Below are 15971 nucleotides of genomic sequence, written 5' to 3' on the forward strand. Positions count from 1 at the left end.
TCTCCCCTTATTGGAGAGTCGCTGCTTTTTGTTTTGGCAGATGGCTGGCTGCTTCGACTGTGTATCTATCATCCTGCTGCGATGCATCGGACTCAGATGACGTTATTTGCGTGATTTTAGACATTGAAGCATGTTTTCGGACTCCGGAGACGCTATTGTTTGGAAAAGGACTCATTTTGTGCGTTTTTGAGGTCAATAGCTGCGCTGGAGTCCGTTGGTATGGGAAATATCGGGAAATGCTGCGTTAAGGGTCAGTTGTGTCCGTTAGGGAGTTACTGTGCATATCTTTAGTTAGCCAGGACTGTGGCGCTGTAAGTCTCGCATTAACTATCGACACCACGCGGATTCATTAGCGAATATGTATGGACACATTGAATAGTTCTGAAAAAGGAAGGTGAGAGTGAAGTAGGTTCCTATGCACCACCGCATTACATTTGATAATGGCTCCATGCTTACGGTGACTTTGTATGCGCACAAGATTGCGACTACCTAATTGAGTCTATATCTTAAATGTACGCACATTTATGATAGGTCGACACTAATAAATCAGTATCTGACTCCCACATGAGCAGCGGTTCTCCGATATTGGAGAAATGCTGCTCTTTGTGTTGCACGTTAGCTTCGCGTTTCATCTGCGTCCACAGCATCCAACGTGCATCGGACTCAGATGACGTTATTTGCGTGATTTTAGCTTTTTAAGCATGGTTTCGGACTCCGGAGACGCTATTGTTTGGAAAAGGACTCATATTGTGCGTTTTTGAGGTCAATAGCTGCAATGGAGTCCGTTGGCATACGAAATATCGCAAAATACTGTAATTAAGGTCAGCTGTGTCCGAAAGCGACAACGGTGCGGCGACTGGCAGCGGTAACTTCGTGAGTCTGAAGGTGGTATGTACTGACATTCGAAAGCAAGCGACGAACGCGCATAAGTTAGAGCAATGTATGGAAAACGATAGCAGCAACGTATTTGCATCTGTATAAGGCGCGCAGGAAGGGAGAACCCTATAGTGGGCTGTAAAGTAAAATACTCCAAGAAAGGCCTGATGACCGTGAGAAAGTCATTGTTACTAAAGGGGTTAGTTCTTATGATTTTTACCTTGTCCTGCGTGTTCAACAGCGGTTGCAGCGTTATTAGAGACAAACCAGCCAAGAAAGATCTAAGTTTGGTGTTAGCGGGTATAACGGGCAGCGATGGGGTTACTTTTAAAGGGTCAACCATGCTTACAAAAGGTGGAAAGACCGTTCCGGAATCCATGATATTTTACGAAGGCACAGTACAGGACCATAAGAAGGTCAATCTGTATACACTGCTTCCTGATAAATCCTCATCCACAAAAAAAGCAGCTAATAGCGCTAAAGATTTAAAAAGCGGCATCACTTCTATGAAAGCTTTCCATAGTCAGCTAGAGAAAAAAGAGGGGGAATGGGTAGCGTTGACCACTGAAGGTTCATCTGAGGACGGAAATCCGCTTGCTTTGCTTAATCCGTTAAAACAGCTGGAGGAGCTGCAATCCATGGAGGCTAATGTGACTGAAGATGCGGGTGCAGGCAGAGGGACAAATGTGCTGCGGATCGAGCTGACGCCTGCTGAGGCCAGAAAGCAGCTGACTGCTGAATTAGAAAAAGAGATGCAAGACCTTCGACCTGAAACACCTGATTCGGCTGGAAAAATAACAAAGAACGATCAGGCGGTTACGCAAGCTTTAGTGGAACTGTGGGAGAAGAAAAATAATGAATTACAGCAAAAGCTGAAACAAGCTAATGTTGAGACTGTCTACCATTTAACCGTTGATACAAAACATAATCTGCCGAGAAAGCTCACCTTAAATCGTAAGGTTACCTACTTGGAAGCGGGGAATAATTCTGATAATGAAACTTATGTATCACAGGTAAATTTTTCAGGCTTTCGTTGATTTTCACATTATCCTACAGGTCTTGCGCTCCATACAGGGCGTGCTACAATAGAAAAGCTTGCTTATTTTTTAGACAGAGGAAGGAAGAATACACAATGAAAGATCCCAGAATTCAAAAGCTGGCGGCTAACCTAGTCGGTTATTCCGTAAATGTCCAGCCAGGCGAGAACGTGCTAGTCGAAATGATTGGCAATGAAAGAGATTTAATTAAAGCAGTTGTAGAGGAAATCGGCAAGGCCGGCGGTCATGCTTTTGTACAATTAACAGATCGTACAGTCCTGCGCAGCATGCTTAAATACGCAACTCGTGAGAGTCTTCAGACATGGGCTGAAATTGACTTGAACCGGATGAAGCAAATGGATTGTTATATCGGGATTCGTGCAGGTGAGAATGTGAATGACCTGTCTGATGTTCCTGAAGAAAATATGAAATTGTATAACTCGTTGTACTCTCATCCAGTGCATAGCGAACAACGTGTGAAGCATACGAAGTGGGTAGTACTGCGTTATCCGAATGCGAGCATGGCTCAGCTTGCGAATATTAGCACTGAAGCGTTTGAGGACTTTTATTTCGAAGTGTGTAATTTGGATTACGCCAAGATGGACAAGGCTCAGGATGCTTTAGCTGATCTCATGCGCAGAACGGATAAGGTACATATTTTGAGTGCTGGGACAGATCTTAAGTTCTCGATTAAAGGAATCGGTGCAGAGAAATGCTCCGGGCAAAAAAATATTCCGGATGGCGAGGTTTACAGCGCCCCAGTTCGCGATTCTGTAAATGGAACGATCAGCTATAATGCACCGTCAGTATATAATGGAGTGACCTTTGAAAATATCAAATTCAAATTCGAGAACGGAAAAATTGTTGAAGCCACCAGCAATGACTCCGCCCGTTTGAACGAGATTTTGAATTCAGATGACGGCGCACGTCATATTGGCGAATTCGCTATCGGGTTTAACCCTTACATTCTTCACCCGATGAATGATATTCTTTTTGACGAAAAAATCGCAGGCAGCCTGCACTTTACGCCAGGACAAGCATATGATGTTACAGATAACGGTAACCGCTCCTCCATTCACTGGGATCTTGTGTTGATCCAACGTCCAGATTATGGCGGCGGAGAAATTTATTTTGACGATGTATTGATCCGTAAGGATGGAATTTTTGTGTTGCCGGAACTCGAAGGTCTGAATCCTGAAAACTTGAAATAAAATGTAATAACAAGAAAACTCCTTGCACAAGTAAGCGGATTCAATGTATCATAAGAAATGATAACAAAAGACTAAAGTTTTATAATCAAGTTGCGGAGGGATTTCTATGTCCAGTAACAATGCGGCAATTGTCGATATTGCCCAAACGGCAGGCCAGTTCAACTCTTCAATCGTTCTTCAAGCGGACAACAAGTACATTGATGTTAAAAGTATCCTTGGTTTGTTCACTACTTTGGTATCCAGCCAAAGCTATGAGCTTCATGTTCATGGGGCAGATGCTGAAGAAGCTAAGAAGGCAATGACTGAAGTGTTTGCAAAACACGGTTTGAAATTCACAGTTGTTGCTGAGTAATAGTCGTGCTAAAAACGTCCTACCGGTTTTCGGTGGGGCGTTTTTTCTAGAAGTAGATATGAAACTTGATAGGATAACGCAGCAGGTTCTTTTAAATATATGGTTAGTATAAACTGAATTGTTGTATTGATACCGGATTTCGTCTAATATTAAGTAAAATAGTAAAAGCAGCTTAACTTTTGGACATGGGGGGGATAGAGGCATGACTTCATCGGAATTACAGGAACAGTATAATCTTAAAGCAATCAATCTTCTACAAGAAGATGCCGATAAAATTCAGCAACTTATAGAAGTGCAGATGGAGAATCTGGCAACACGCTACTGCCCTCTCTATGAGGAAGTGCTGGATACCCAGATGTACGGTTTCTCCAGAGAAGTGGATTTTGCGGTTAGAGCAGGTTTGGTCCCAGAAATTACTGGTAAAATGGTACTAAGTAAGCTGGAGCGTAACTTAGCAGTACTCTACGAGGCTTTGAACAACAAAGCGAAAGAAGAATAAATATCGGTTTCTTAAGTATTTATAGAAGCGCACATGAGGACGAATCGCTCATGTGCGCTTTTTGTTGTGTACAATGGTTAATAATAATTATACGAGATAGAAGGAGACTCCTAAAATCAGGTAAACAGTTAATAACAAGAGGCCCTCATACCAGTTAGTCGAGCCGTCCTGGGTAATTGATTTGGCAATAAAGACGGCTACACCGATGGCGACAATCTCAATGGTCGTAAAAACAATGTCCATTGTATCACCCATGAAATAACTGGCGAAGATTAGGACAGGTGCTACGAACAGGGCGATTTGGAGACTGCTTCCAACTGCAATTTCTACTGCTGCACCGATTTTGTTCTTCATGGCCAGCATAATGGCTGCACTGTGCTCTGCGGCATTACCGATGATGGCTACGAGGAACGCACCTACAAACAGCTCGCTGAATCCGAAACGTTCTGTTAAAGTCTCTAACGTACCTACCAGCCACTCACTCACGAAGGCTACCATTACGGTGGCAAGCACGAGATAAAGGATGGATTTGTTTCTGGACCATGCAGGGGCATGTTCATGGGCTAACTCTTCTTTACCCTCTTCTGTAACGTCCTCTAGATGTTTCTTATGCGTGATCATGGAGAAGATTAGCCAAGCAATGTACGAAGCGATGAGCAGCCCGGCAACGATTAAACTGAGCACATCTGTATCCTTCTCCGTAATAGAGTGGGTGGTAAAGAACATAGCGGGAACAAATAAGGCAATGACGGCAACGATCATCAAGGAGCCATTCATTCCGGCAAGGGTTACGTTAAAGTTCTGAACTTTGAACTTCATCCCGCCGGCGAAAATACTCAATCCTAGAACAAGCAACAGGTTGCCGATAATAGAACCGGTAAGACTGGCTTTGACCATGTCGAACAATCCTTCCTTGACCAGGAAGAAGGCAATGATTAGCTCAGCAGCATTGCCGAAGGTGGCGTTAAGGAAGCCGCCCAGTCGCTGTCCGGCATAATGAGCTACACTTTCAGTAGCCCGGCCGAGAAATCCAGCCACAAACACCACAGCGATTGCTGAGAGAATGAACTGCAGGGTATGATCCCAATCGGCATAATGGCCGATTGCACTAAGGATAAAGGTGATACCCATCAGTGATGGTGAAATCCATTTTTTCAATGTAAAGGACACTCCTATCTATGTATTTAGATTGAATTCATAATCAATATACCCAAATTGTTCCTAGGTGTAAACGAGAAAGCGATAAAGTGATTTGCTTTTTAGCCTGTTTTGGAATTACAATAATTGATAATGAGTGTAGGGGGGATATGGCATGGCAGAACAACTTCAACTGGAAATGGGAAATATACGAATTTCAAATGACGTCGTCTCAAAAATTGCCGGTTTGGCTGCCTTGGAGACTCCGGGAATTGCAGCCATGTCTGGTGGCCTGTCAGAAGGCTGGGCGAAACGTCTAAGCGGTAAGAACGTTCAGAAGGGCGTTACCGTTGAAGTAGGACAGCTGGAAGCAGCAGTAGATCTACGAATTATCGTTCTCTATGAAACACCGATCCACGAAGTGTGCCGGATGCTTCAGCAGAACGTACGTGAAGCTGTGGAGAGCATGACTGGACTTCATATTGTTGAGGTAAATGTCAAAGTTGAAGGCGTAGCTTTCAAGAATGATGAAATCTCTTAAAAAACTTGTACACAAAAAAGCAGTCCAAGGTTAATTCCCTGGGCTGCTTTTTTATGTGTATATCCCCTAACCTCCGGCTTTATAAAGCTTACCGGGAACGAACCTGTCTAACCGTTGTTACAGATTTCGTTACTTCCTCTTTGGCAGGAAGGTTGGTTTCTCTTGAGATGCTTAGCATAATTCCCATGCACAGCATGCTGACAAGGAGTGAAGAGCCCCCGTAGCTGATAAACGGCAAGGTAACGCCGGTAAGAGGGATTGTATTGGTTACACCGCCGATATTGACAAAGGCCTGAATGGCTATGAGGCCCATAATCCCAATTCCGACGAGCGTACCAAAGGGATCCTTACACCTTAAAGCGATTAGAATACCTCGCCAGATAAAATACAGATATAACATCAAAAATATGGAGGTCCCTAGGAAGCCGAACTCTTCACCAATTACGGGGAAGATAAAGTCCGTATAAGGGTATTTTAGATAGTCCAGCTTTTGAATGCTTTTGCCGAAGCCGGAACCACTTACTCCACCTTGGCCAAGAGCGGTTAAGGATTGAATAATGTTATAACCATCACCCTCAGCAACCTGATAAGGATCTAAAAAGGCAACGATACGACCTTTTCTATAATCCTGAGTGTCAGTGGCTTTATCGGATGGAGATAAGGAATCAATCGCTGCTTTGGCGCCTATAACTAGTCCTACACCCAGCACTAGCAGTGCTATAGAGCCCAGAATATGCTTCATGCTGGCACCACCGGCATAAATAACAAGTCCGCTGGTAGCTACGAGAATGAGGCAAGAACCTAAATCCGGCTGCATCATTATAAGTCCGGCAACAATACCCACGATAACCATTACAGGGATATATCCTGTACGGAAATCTCTAAACCGTTCACCTTTTTTGGTGATGAGTGCTGAGATATACAGGATAATCGATATTTTGGCTAATTCGGTGGGTTGAATTCCAAGTTTCCCGATACTAAGCCAGCTCTTGGCACCATTAATTTTTTCAGAGAAGGCTACCACGAGCAGAAGAATAACGGTGATGATAAAAATAGGTACATACCACTTCTTAAACTTACTGTAGTGAATGTTCATAGCTATAAACATAACAACGGTTCCGAGTACGATCCAGATCACTTGGCGTTTAATGAAATATAGAGGGTCATTACCGAACTTCGAGCTTGCTAATGTTAAGCTTGAGCTAGCACTGAAGACCATGACTAGACCGAAACCCACAAGTAGTAGTGTTAAGATAAGTAGTTGGAAATCGGGTGTTCCTCTTTTGGGCAGGCTGACATTTTGTTTCGTCGTTCCCTTTCTGTTACTCAAGCCTCTAACAGCTGCTTTAATTCAAGAATCCGCTTAGCAGCAGTGTCCAATACTGGTTTTGGCACCGGAGATTCATATTCCAGGCCATGAGGGAAGGTTGCTTTTCCTAAGTATACGGCTTCAATTGCAAGTACGGCATCAGACTTCTCTAGCTTTCCCTCGACAGCGCGAGTGTTAATGCGTAGGAAGTATTCGCCACCATCCTGTGGGTCTTCAATTTTGCAGTCGTAAGTGGCACGATAGTATTCCCATTGCCAGCGGATGAAGCCAGCTTTTGTGGCACTCTCGTCCAGATAGAGAAGATCACTCTTCAATCCTACGAGGCCCGTGTTCTCAAAAATCATAGCACGCATATCCCCCTTATGAAGTATAATGATGAATTTCTGATCCGATTGCTGATGTTCTACCTCATGATAGTATGTTTCTAAAGGTTGTGCAAGAGTAGGCAGTGCCTAACAATACCCAGTTTTTTGCGTTTCTGCTACAATAAAAGAATTATAGTCGTTCGCGGCTGGAACAAAGTGAACAGGACTGCTATCGCTTGCTATGGATGCGGGTTTATCGAGAAGGGGATGGAGAACTTATGAAGAGCTTAGCGGTTGATTCGCTCATGCCGGAGATCGTGGAATGGAGACGCCATTTGCATCGTCATCCGGAGTTGTCTTTTCATGAAAAGGAAACGTCAGCATTTATAGCAGATAAGTTAGCCAAATTCGGAATTGAAGTCAGAAAAAGCGGGACAGGGTATGGTGTGCTTGGCATATTACGGGGGAAGCGGCCGGGGAAAACCGTTGTTCTTCGCGCGGATATGGACGCCCTACCTATTAAAGAGGAGAACAAGAAGGATTACGTTTCGCAAAATGAAGGGGTAATGCATGCCTGTGGACATGATGGCCACACTTCCATACTGCTCGGTGTAGCCTCTTACTACAGCAGTCGGCTTGAGGAGCTGGAAGGGGAGCTGCGTTTTCTTTTTCAGCCCGCAGAGGAAGTATGCCCAGGAGGGGCGCAGGGGATGATCGCCGAAGGCATGTTAGAAGGAGCGGATGCGGTGTATGGTCTGCATCTGTGGACTCCATTGCCTATGGGAACTGTAGGGAGTGCTCCGGGACCGTTGATGGCGTCTGCGGACGAGTTTTTTATAGATATCATTGGCAAAGGCGGACACGGCGGCATGCCGAACCGTACCATTGATAGCATCGTGGCGGGAGCAGCGCTGGTGACCCAGCTCCAGAGCATTGTAAGCCGCTCTGTAAACCCGCTGGAGCCTGCTGTACTCAGTGTAGGAACCATTCAAGGGGGATTCGCCCAGAATGTCATTGCCGAGCAATGCCGGATCACAGGGACAGTGCGGGCATTCGACGAGGAGACACGGCATTTGATACGCCAGCGAATCGAAGAAATGACCGTTTCTATTACCAGCGCTTACGGGGCAGAAGCTAAGATAGATTACGTAATGGGATATCCTCCCCTCGTAAATCACGATGGTGAAGTTCAGCGGTTTTTCGAGGTGGCCCCAGCGGCTTTAGGAGAATCTGTTGAGGTGATTCGGATGGAAAAGCTGATGCCAGCTGAGGATTTTGCCTATTATGTTAAGGAGATTCCAGGCTGTTTTATGTTTGTGGGTGCTGGAAATCCGGATAAAGAGGCTGACTATCCACATCATCATAGCAAATTTGATTTTGACGAAGATGCCATGCTGCACGGAATGAAGCTGCTCATTGCTATGGCGAATTCCTGTATGCGTGAGAACACAATCGTATAATTTCGTTTCATAGAGGAGAACCTATTCCCATAACATGGAGACCATGATTAGGAGGGTTCATTCTTGAAGACAGTGAAAGAGGTTATGACGAAGGAGCCTGCAACGGTTACGCTGCAAGATAATGTGTATGAAGTTGCCGTGAAAATGCGAGATTATGACACTGGATTTATACCTGTTGTTGATAATGAAGAACATAAGACACTGATCGGCGTAATTACTGACCGCGATCTCGTGATTAGAGGTTATGCGGCTAAACATCCTGGTTCAACCTCAGTGGAAACTGTAATGAGTAAAGAGATTCAGACCGTCTCGGAGAATACTTCAGTAGATGAGGCTGCAGAGTTAATGGCTGGCTGGCAAATCCGCAGGCTGGCGGTGACACGTGACCAGAAGCTGGTGGGCGTAGTGTCGATTGGAGATCTGGCTGTGCGCGACATTTTTGCGGATGAAGCTGGTGAAGCACTTCATGATATTTCGCAGCAGCATTTACATTAAATAGTCAGATAGGGAAGCTCATGACCGTTATGCGGGGATGGGCTTTTTCCTGTTATATGAAAATAAACAAAATTACATAGCGCAAACTTAAATTACATGAACACTAGGGAGGAAAAGCTATGAATGGATCAGGAGCTTGCATCGTGCGCAGGGACCGGACAATTTTACTGGAATGTGCTCATCCGGATTTTGAGGTGTCAAGGAAAAAGCTAGGGACCTTCGCGGAGCTGATAAAAAGTCCTCCTGCTTACCATACCTACCGAATTACCCCGTTATCTCTTTGGAATGCGGCTGCGCTTAATTATACTGCTGAGGAGATTATCACTAGCCTGCATCACCTTGCACGCTGGGGTGTTCCCACAGGACTGGAGGAGGAAATCGAAACTCTTTTGTCCAGATATGGAAAGCTGACTCTTCATGGCCAAGAGACTCGGAATGAGGTCGTTATGTTAAGAGCGGATGCTCCTGAGCTTTTGGATGAATTGAGTGATGAACAAGGTCTAAAAGCGTTGGGTCTACTGAGAATAAATCCTCTGGAATGCTCGTGTCCTGCGGAGAATAGAGGGCTTTTGAAACAAGAGCTGATGAGATTGGGTTATCCAGTTCTCGACTACGCCGGATATCATGAAGGACAAGCGCTTAGCTTGACCTGGAAGGAGAATCTCGATGCCTGCAAGGCTGATACGGCAAACGATTCATTTGGCTTACGTGAATACCAGCAGGAGGCCGTTCAGCTGTTTCAAGGGACAGAAGGACAAGGGGGAAGCGGTGTGGTGGTGCTGCCTTGTGGCGCAGGAAAGACAATTGTAGGAGTAGCAGTACTTGAAAGTCTCCAATGTGAAACCTTAATTTTAACTTCAAATACAACATCCGTAAGGCAATGGATGGATGAACTGCTGGAGCGAACAGATTTGGCCGGGGAGGCAGTGGGAGAATATTCCGGTGAAAAAAGAGAAGTGCGGCCAGTTACCATTGCCACCTATCAAATATTAACCCATCGTTCGTCCAAAGACGGTCCGTTTCTCCATATGAAGCTGTTTAACGAACGCAATTGGGGCTTGATTATATATGATGAGGTTCACCTGCTTCCAGCGCCTGTATTTCGGGCTACAGCAGACATTCAGGCTACACGTCGACTGGGGCTTACAGCCACTTTGGTTAGAGAAGACGGGAAGGAAGGGGATGTGTTCTCTTTAATCGGACCGAAACGCTACGATCTGCCTTGGAAGGAGCTGGAGCAGCAGGGCTGGATCGCTGAAGTGGAATGTGTAGAGATCATTGTGCCCATGAATCCGGAGCTTAAACAAGAATATATGTACGCGGCGGCAAAAGAAAAATTTCGTATGGCTTCATGCAATCCTGCCAAAGCTGAGATTGTAGCCAAGCTTCTAAAGGTCCATGCAGGCTCTTCGGTACTGGTTATTGGACAATATCTCGACCAGTTAAGTGAACTGGCTAACAGGATCGGGGCACCTTTAATTACCGGCAAAACGAAGCAGCGTGAAAGAGACGAGCTATATGCGGCTTTTAACGAGGGAGATATACAGGTACTGGTGGTGTCAAAAGTAGCGAATTTCGCGGTGAATTTACCTGACGCGTCGATTGCTATTGAAGTCTCGGGAGCTTATGGATCCCGGCAGGAGGAAGCTCAGCGACTAGGTCGAATCCTCCGTCCAAAAGCGGGGGAGAATAAAGCCTATTTTTATACACTGGTATCTGAAGATAGCCGGGAACAGGATTTCGCTTTGCGCCGCCGGATGTTTTTGACTGAGCAGGGTTATGAATATGTCGTTAAAAAGATGCCGAGTGGAGAGGAGCGAACCATTCATTGAACCAGCTATCAACAGAAGCATTAGAGGTATTAAAGCGGTTATGTGCAGCTTATGCTGCCCAGCCGTTTGAAGAAGGGAAAGAAGAACGATTGCGCCCTGTGGCGCTTTGTCGTGCTGAGCAAAAGCTTGCAATGAACGAATTGCGCCGCGAGGGGCTGTTAACTGCAAGGCATAAAATTTTGGGCGAAAAGCTGTATCAGATTCCGGTTGATCAACTACCGGCAATTGAACAAGAATTTTTCCCGTATCAGCCGCAATTCATTGCCGGGCATTTAGTGAGTCTTACCATGGAGGCGGGGGCCGGACTGGCGATAGATCTGTTTCGGGCTTTGCTGTTCACCGCTTGGGAAGGATTGCCGCTGACAGCCAAGGGGATTATTCATAAAAAGCATCTAAACCGCTTAGCGGCGCAGCTCTCTTTTGGCGAGGAGCATTTGCAATGGCTCTCCGTGGGTTCTCTTTTAGAGGAACAGAAAACTCTTTCTGTCATTGCGACGGTGGATATCCTGCTGTGTCTTGGACTTATTCGCAGGCAGAGCGCCGGGTACACGCTTGATATGGAGCTATTGGATCGTTGGCTGCAGCTTCCTGAAGCGACGATGAGTGACATTCTCTATGGAATTATAATTAATCGCTGCGGATGCGTGGGACCTGCCGATCAACATTTTCGTTATATAATCTCAAATGCAGATTTTATCCCCGGGAAATGGATAATGCTGCCCGCGCTATTAGACTGGATGATGGATGCTAATCTCACAGGTACCGTTGCCCGTAATGAGCTTGAACAATCAAGCTTGAACTGGTTACGTTGTTTAACAGGCTTTGGCTGGTGCGAGCTGGGAGAAACCGCTGAGGGTATGTTGTGTTTTTGCTGGACCGCTGCTAAGCCAATGCTATCTGCTGAGAGGGGATCATTCGCTGCTGTTGGGTCTGGAGATACACAGGAACAGTTTATTGTACAGCCGGATTTCGAGGTGCTGGTTCCACCGGAGGTCCCCTATTCTGTACGATGGACACTGGCTGGCTGCGCTGAGCTCCAGCAAAGTGATACGATATGGAGCTTCCGGCTGACGAAAGAGAGGTTGGAACTTGCAGCTGAGCGTGGAATGTCACCGAATGACATCATCTCATGGATAAGTGAGCATGCACTAGGAGGACTTCCTTCGGTGGTTCAAATGTCTCTTGAGCAATGGGCAAAAAGCATTGGCCGTACCTCACTCTCCCAAGTAATTATTTTGACCTGTCAGACGGAAGCAGATGGAGCTGCTATCGCAGCTCACCCGCGTTTACAGGAGAACCTTGAACGTATCGGTCCTTTACATTTCATAGTGGACCCGCAATGTATGGAACAGATACGAAAAGAGCTGTACTCCGCGGGGTTAGCGCCTTCCAGGATCATTGGAGGACAGGTAGAGGAAACAAACCTAGGGTGGTGTTTGTTTCCTCATGAAACAGGAAACCCCGAAGCAATGTATGTTCTTCCAGAGCTGAATGTAGAACTTGGATTGCTGTCCAAAGGGAATCCTTTTCTTAACCTGCCGGTTATTGCTCCTGAACAGGAGGAAGAGATTCTCTTCGGTGGAGAAAATGTACCGCAGATCTGGAGCAAAGAATGGCGGCATTATCATAGCTCGACTGCACAAAAGGTGATGGAGCAAGGGTTAAGATGGGGAGTCAAGGTGCGTTTTGCACTAAAGGATCAGATGTTAGATTTTATCCCTTCACGCATAAGTGGGAATCCATGGAGAGTTTCCGGACAACTGCTCTTTCATGATGGTGAAACGGTTGAAGATATAGAGCTCACTCCGGAAGACTGGAAGGAAATGAAGTTAGTTATTCCCAAAGGACGAAGAAATTCCTCTTCTGCTCAAGCGAGTGATTATGGTATGATAGAAAAGTCTACTGGATCGGTAGATCATTAACGAAGAAAAGAGCTGAGTTCATGAGCGTAGCTGAAATAAATACGGTCGATATGGCTGAAGTACTGACATACGCCTATGAATTAGGCGATATGATTAATCAATCCGCCGAGGTGTCGGATTACTTATACTGGAAAGGGCGGGTTGATACGAACCCCGAAATTCAGGCCATGGTCAAACGACTTCAGACTAAGAAGGAGCTGTTTGAAGAAACACAGCGTTTCGGACATTTCCACCCGAATTATCATTCAGCAAAGGATGAGGTTTCGGCAGTAGAAGCGGAACTGGAGCAGTTCGAAGAAGTTGTTCGTTTCAAGCTGGCAGAGAAGACCCTTGACGACATTCTGCATTCCATGTCGGAAGCGATTGCTTTTTCAGTATCAGATAGCATTAAAGTACCAAGTAATGATCCTTCCCCTAAAGGTGGATGCGGCAGCGGGGGAAAATGCTCCTGCGGATAAGCTTCCCTTAGGATTTAGAGAGAAAGGCGGTTTAGCTTATGTTTGCGGAACGGACAGGATACATCATTTGGGTAAGTGACGTTAAAGCGGCACGTAACCTTGAGAAATACGGAACATTACATTATGTTTCTCGGAAAATGCATTATGCAGTTATGTATGTAAATGCAGAACGGGCCGAGGAAGTTATGAAGAATGTCCGCAGACTCTCCTATGTACGAAAGATTGAAAGATCTTATCGTAACGAAATTAAGACAGAGTATACTAGTAATGGACCGGACAAGTCCCGTAATTACAGTATGTGATTCCAGGAGATAAACAGGCGCTTAAACAGCGCCTGTTTTTTTATGCTTATTTACAAAAAAAGCCATTACTCTCAAGGGGAGAAACTTGTACAACTTTCGGCAATGAGGTAAGATGACAACATTAAGTGCATACTAAGACCCTTATGGTGGAGTGTGATGATGATGCGCAACAAGGGGATGGATTGGCCCAGCACTTATGAGCCCTTCCACATCATGCTGAACGATTACAGGGTCGCCGACATCGTTATAACAAATCATGCGAAGAGCCGTTATATGGACCGCATCAGCAATGGTGCAAGCAATGCCGAAGAGGTCGCTGCATGGATGTGGCAGTGCCTAATGCAGAATCGGATCAAGCCCTTTTCAAGCAGTGATTATAACGCATATTTAATTGACGATGACTCTGTAGTAATCGCTGAGTTTACGGAATTGACAGGTGAGAGAGATCTCTCAGGCCAGCCATTATATTCTATGATCATCGTTTCGTTTCTTGGTAGAATCTCGGTGATGCCACAGCTGAGAGATTTAAAGACCTATTTTTCACTGCTGCGTAATTCTCACCGTACAAAGCTGTCGAAGAAGAAGCGAAGACGCAAATAGTCTATAAAGAAACGGGCAAGAGGCATGCGGCGAGTCTGCATGTCCTTTTTGAAAATATAAGAATTTATATACTGCACAATTATAATATTCTTAGATTTCTACGGGAAACGATTGTCGTCTTTAAAGGACGGCAACGACGTTTCTTCTTGTAATATAAGGAGTTGCGAAGCATGAACTTTCACCAGCTGCATATTTTTTATACGGTCTCCGAGCGGGGAAGCTTCTCGGCGGCGGCGCAGACTTTACATATGACTCAACCAGCTGTGACCATGCAGGTACAGGCGCTGGAGGATTATTTTGGCACCAAATTGTTTAATCGTTCCACCAAAAAAATCGTACTCTCTGAGGCAGGGCACACTCTAATGCCATACGCGCTACGCAGTATTCAGCTGATGCGAGAGACGGATCAAGCCATGTCAGCATTCACACATATGCTGGAAGGGAGATTGCAGCTTGGGGCGAGTCTTACGATAGGAGAATACGTGCTGCCACGGCTGTTAGGCCCTTTCGGAAAGCAATATCCTAATATTTCAATTATGATGAAAGTGATGAACACCTCGCAAATTATGGAGGAAATCCTCAAGCATCAACTGAATTTTGGTTTAATTGAAGCCCCGGTCACACATCCGGACATGGAGATCGAGCCCGTGATGGGGGATGAGCTGAAGTTGATCGTGCCATATGATCATCCACTTGCGGAGCAGCAAGAGGTTACCTTGGAGCAAGTGCTTCAGCATCCTTTTGTATTGCGTGAGCAGGGCTCAGGAACGCGGCGTGTGATGGAAGAGCAGCTGTTCTCCAAGGGACTTGATCCGGGAACAATGAAGATCGTGATGGAGCTTGGAAGTACGGGAGCTGTGAAATCTGCGGTGGAAGCAGGTCTTGGCATAACGATCATATCGACCTCTTCGGTTAAGCATGAAGTTGCGCTTGGACTGTTGAAAATTGTGAATATCTCTGATGCCTCTTTTAAAAGACAATTCTACGCCATTCATTTAAAATCAACACTGCTGCCAATTTCTGCAGTAACCTTCCTGACTTATTTGCGTGAGCATTCGAATGAAATCTGATAGTTAAAGCGGGGGATATCACAATGTCAATTGTTCTACGTGGAGAAAAGCTAGTATTGCGCGATATTACAGAGGCTGATTTTCAGAAGCTTTATTATCACTATCATGAAGCTGAAGACCGTGAACACTTGAAATGGGATGGTCCTTATAAATCTTTGGCACATCAAAGATTCGAAAAGTTTACCGAGGACTACATAGGTCATTTGGCGTTAGTTGAGACGGAAACCCCGCGTAACCTGTTGATCATAGAAATAGACGGCAAGGTAAAGGGGAAAGTAGGACGCTACTGGATATCGCAAGAAACCAACTGGATGGAGATTGGTATAGTAATCTTTGATTCTAGTTATTGGTCAGGTGGTTACGGTACGGAAGCGTTTAAGATGTGGATAGATTATTTATTTAATTCTCTTGATACAGTCCGTCTTGGAATAGGCACCTGGTCAGGGAATAAAAGAATGATCGGGTTGGCAGCGAAATGTGGCATGGTGGAGGAAGCTCGCGTCCGTAAAGCACGAATCGTGCGAGGAGAATACTACGATGCCAT

Annotated in this window: 18 protein-coding genes and 1 pseudogene; 15 read left to right on the forward strand and 4 right to left on the reverse strand. The window is 45.4% G+C overall.

From position 1 onward, the window contains the following. Positions 1 to 7: 7 nt before the first annotated feature. Complete coding sequence (locus tag MKX34_RS12840) at positions 8 to 175, reverse strand: hypothetical protein (RefSeq protein ID WP_339205147.1); 168 nt, start codon at positions 173 to 175, stop codon at positions 8 to 10. A 653-nt stretch (positions 176 to 828) separates the two neighbouring features. Between MKX34_RS12840 and MKX34_RS12845 the strand changes: the two genes are divergently transcribed. The 5 genes from MKX34_RS12845 to MKX34_RS12865 all read left to right on the forward strand — a co-directional run bounded on the left by MKX34_RS12845 (position 829) and on the right by MKX34_RS12865 (position 3975). After that, complete coding sequence (locus tag MKX34_RS12845; protein ID WP_170914251.1) at positions 829 to 981, forward strand: hypothetical protein; 153 nt, start codon at positions 829 to 831, stop codon at positions 979 to 981. A gap of 104 nt (positions 982 to 1085) precedes the next feature. Further along, positions 1086 to 1913, forward strand: coding sequence for a hypothetical protein (locus MKX34_RS12850; protein WP_076212705.1), 828 nt, complete (start codon positions 1086 to 1088; stop codon positions 1911 to 1913). Positions 1914 to 2008: 95 nt separating this feature from the next. Continuing rightward, entirely contained in the window at positions 2009 to 3124 is a 1116-nt protein-coding gene (locus tag MKX34_RS12855; protein ID WP_036686152.1) for an aminopeptidase, read from the forward strand. 106 nt (positions 3125 to 3230) lie between these two features. Beyond that, positions 3231 to 3476: an HPr family phosphocarrier protein gene (locus MKX34_RS12860; protein WP_036686154.1), complete on the forward strand. Its 246-nt coding sequence runs from the start codon at positions 3231 to 3233 to the stop codon at positions 3474 to 3476. A 202-nt stretch (positions 3477 to 3678) separates the two neighbouring features. Further along, positions 3679 to 3975 carry a YlaN family protein gene (locus MKX34_RS12865; RefSeq protein ID WP_036686156.1) on the forward strand — a complete coding sequence of 99 codons (297 nt, stop codon included), beginning with the start codon at positions 3679 to 3681 and terminating at the stop codon, positions 3973 to 3975. An 87-nt stretch (positions 3976 to 4062) separates the two neighbouring features. Here MKX34_RS12865 and cax read toward each other — a convergent pair whose 3' ends face one another. Beyond that, complete coding sequence (gene cax, locus MKX34_RS12870; RefSeq protein WP_038570286.1) at positions 4063 to 5133, reverse strand: calcium/proton exchanger; 1071 nt, start codon at positions 5131 to 5133, stop codon at positions 4063 to 4065. Positions 5134 to 5287: 154 nt separating this feature from the next. Between cax and MKX34_RS12875 the strand changes: the two genes are divergently transcribed. Continuing rightward, a complete protein-coding gene (locus tag MKX34_RS12875) occupies positions 5288 to 5653 on the forward strand; it encodes an Asp23/Gls24 family envelope stress response protein (RefSeq protein WP_019911482.1) in 366 nt (121 codons plus the stop codon). 88 nt (positions 5654 to 5741) lie between these two features. On the opposite strand, the gene ftsW is transcribed toward MKX34_RS12875, so the two are convergent. Next, on the reverse strand, positions 5742 to 6983 hold the full coding sequence (gene ftsW / locus MKX34_RS12880) for a putative lipid II flippase FtsW (RefSeq protein WP_080742469.1): 1242 nt from the start codon (positions 6981 to 6983) through the stop codon (positions 5742 to 5744). Continuing rightward, positions 6980 to 7327: a YugN family protein gene (locus MKX34_RS12885; RefSeq protein ID WP_036686159.1), complete on the reverse strand. Its 348-nt coding sequence runs from the start codon at positions 7325 to 7327 to the stop codon at positions 6980 to 6982. The genes ftsW and MKX34_RS12885 overlap by 4 nt, the downstream gene beginning before the upstream one ends. Before the next feature lie 239 nt (positions 7328 to 7566). Between MKX34_RS12885 and MKX34_RS12890 the strand changes: the two genes are divergently transcribed. The 9 genes and pseudogenes from MKX34_RS12890 to MKX34_RS12930 all read left to right on the forward strand — a co-directional run. After that, the gene (locus MKX34_RS12890) at positions 7567 to 8748 is read left to right on the forward strand and encodes a M20 family metallopeptidase (protein ID WP_076212701.1); all 1182 of its coding nucleotides are present in this window, start codon (positions 7567 to 7569) and stop codon (positions 8746 to 8748) included. A 63-nt stretch (positions 8749 to 8811) separates the two neighbouring features. Beyond that, a complete protein-coding gene (locus tag MKX34_RS12895; RefSeq protein WP_036686162.1) occupies positions 8812 to 9243 on the forward strand; it encodes a CBS domain-containing protein in 432 nt (143 codons plus the stop codon). A gap of 119 nt (positions 9244 to 9362) precedes the next feature. After that, positions 9363 to 11075: a DNA repair helicase XPB gene (locus tag MKX34_RS12900; protein WP_076104790.1), complete on the forward strand. Its 1713-nt coding sequence runs from the start codon at positions 9363 to 9365 to the stop codon at positions 11073 to 11075. Beyond that, positions 11072 to 12997 (forward strand): helicase-associated domain-containing protein, encoded by a 1926-nt coding sequence (locus MKX34_RS12905; RefSeq protein ID WP_076274918.1) that lies wholly within the window; start codon positions 11072 to 11074, stop codon positions 12995 to 12997. The genes MKX34_RS12900 and MKX34_RS12905 overlap by 4 nt, the downstream gene beginning before the upstream one ends. 20 nt (positions 12998 to 13017) lie before the next feature. Further along, positions 13018 to 13455: a YlbF family regulator gene (locus MKX34_RS12910; protein WP_036686168.1), complete on the forward strand. Its 438-nt coding sequence runs from the start codon at positions 13018 to 13020 to the stop codon at positions 13453 to 13455. Between the two features lie 38 nt (positions 13456 to 13493). Further along, positions 13494 to 13757, forward strand: coding sequence for a YlbG family protein (locus MKX34_RS12915; RefSeq protein WP_036686170.1), 264 nt, complete (start codon positions 13494 to 13496; stop codon positions 13755 to 13757). 162 nt (positions 13758 to 13919) lie between these two features. Next, on the forward strand, positions 13920 to 14357 hold the full coding sequence (locus MKX34_RS12920) for a hypothetical protein (protein ID WP_036686574.1): 438 nt from the start codon (positions 13920 to 13922) through the stop codon (positions 14355 to 14357). A gap of 170 nt (positions 14358 to 14527) precedes the next feature. Then, on the forward strand, positions 14528 to 15427 hold the full coding sequence (locus MKX34_RS12925) for a selenium metabolism-associated LysR family transcriptional regulator (protein WP_038570298.1): 900 nt from the start codon (positions 14528 to 14530) through the stop codon (positions 15425 to 15427). Positions 15428 to 15450: 23 nt separating this feature from the next. Beyond that, positions 15451 to 15903: pseudogene (locus tag MKX34_RS12930) on the forward strand (GNAT family N-acetyltransferase); the annotation flags it as partial. Positions 15904 to 15971 lie beyond the last annotated feature (68 nt).

Origin of the sequence: Paenibacillus sp. FSL R5-0636, assembly GCF_037974255.1 — a bacterium.
GTDB lineage: Bacteria > Bacillota > Bacilli > Paenibacillales > Paenibacillaceae > Paenibacillus_AQ > Paenibacillus_AQ odorifer.

Bases quoted from the DNA above. Each gene is read 5' to 3' on its own strand.
- MKX34_RS12885 (WP_036686159.1), bottom strand. From the start codon at position 7,327: ATGATTTTTGAGAACACGGGCCTCGTAGGATTGAAGAGTGATCTTCTC.
- MKX34_RS12875 (WP_019911482.1), top strand. From the start codon at position 5,288: ATGGCAGAACAACTTCAACTGGAAATGGGAAATATACGAATTTCAAAT.
- MKX34_RS12865 (WP_036686156.1), top strand. From the start codon at position 3,679: ATGACTTCATCGGAATTACAGGAACAGTATAATCTTAAAGCAATCAAT.
- MKX34_RS12890 (WP_076212701.1), top strand. From the start codon at position 7,567: ATGAAGAGCTTAGCGGTTGATTCGCTCATGCCGGAGATCGTGGAATGG.
- MKX34_RS12855 (WP_036686152.1), top strand. From the start codon at position 2,009: ATGAAAGATCCCAGAATTCAAAAGCTGGCGGCTAACCTAGTCGGTTAT.
- MKX34_RS12925 (WP_038570298.1), top strand. From the start codon at position 14,528: ATGAACTTTCACCAGCTGCATATTTTTTATACGGTCTCCGAGCGGGGA.
- MKX34_RS12915 (WP_036686170.1), top strand. From the start codon at position 13,494: ATGTTTGCGGAACGGACAGGATACATCATTTGGGTAAGTGACGTTAAA.
- MKX34_RS12900 (WP_076104790.1), top strand. From the start codon at position 9,363: ATGAATGGATCAGGAGCTTGCATCGTGCGCAGGGACCGGACAATTTTA.
- MKX34_RS12850 (WP_076212705.1), top strand. From the start codon at position 1,086: ATGATTTTTACCTTGTCCTGCGTGTTCAACAGCGGTTGCAGCGTTATT.
- MKX34_RS12920 (WP_036686574.1), top strand. From the start codon at position 13,920: ATGCGCAACAAGGGGATGGATTGGCCCAGCACTTATGAGCCCTTCCAC.
- MKX34_RS12840 (WP_339205147.1), bottom strand. From the start codon at position 175: ATGAGTCCTTTTCCAAACAATAGCGTCTCCGGAGTCCGAAAACATGCT.
- MKX34_RS12910 (WP_036686168.1), top strand. From the start codon at position 13,018: ATGAGCGTAGCTGAAATAAATACGGTCGATATGGCTGAAGTACTGACA.
- MKX34_RS12860 (WP_036686154.1), top strand. From the start codon at position 3,231: ATGTCCAGTAACAATGCGGCAATTGTCGATATTGCCCAAACGGCAGGC.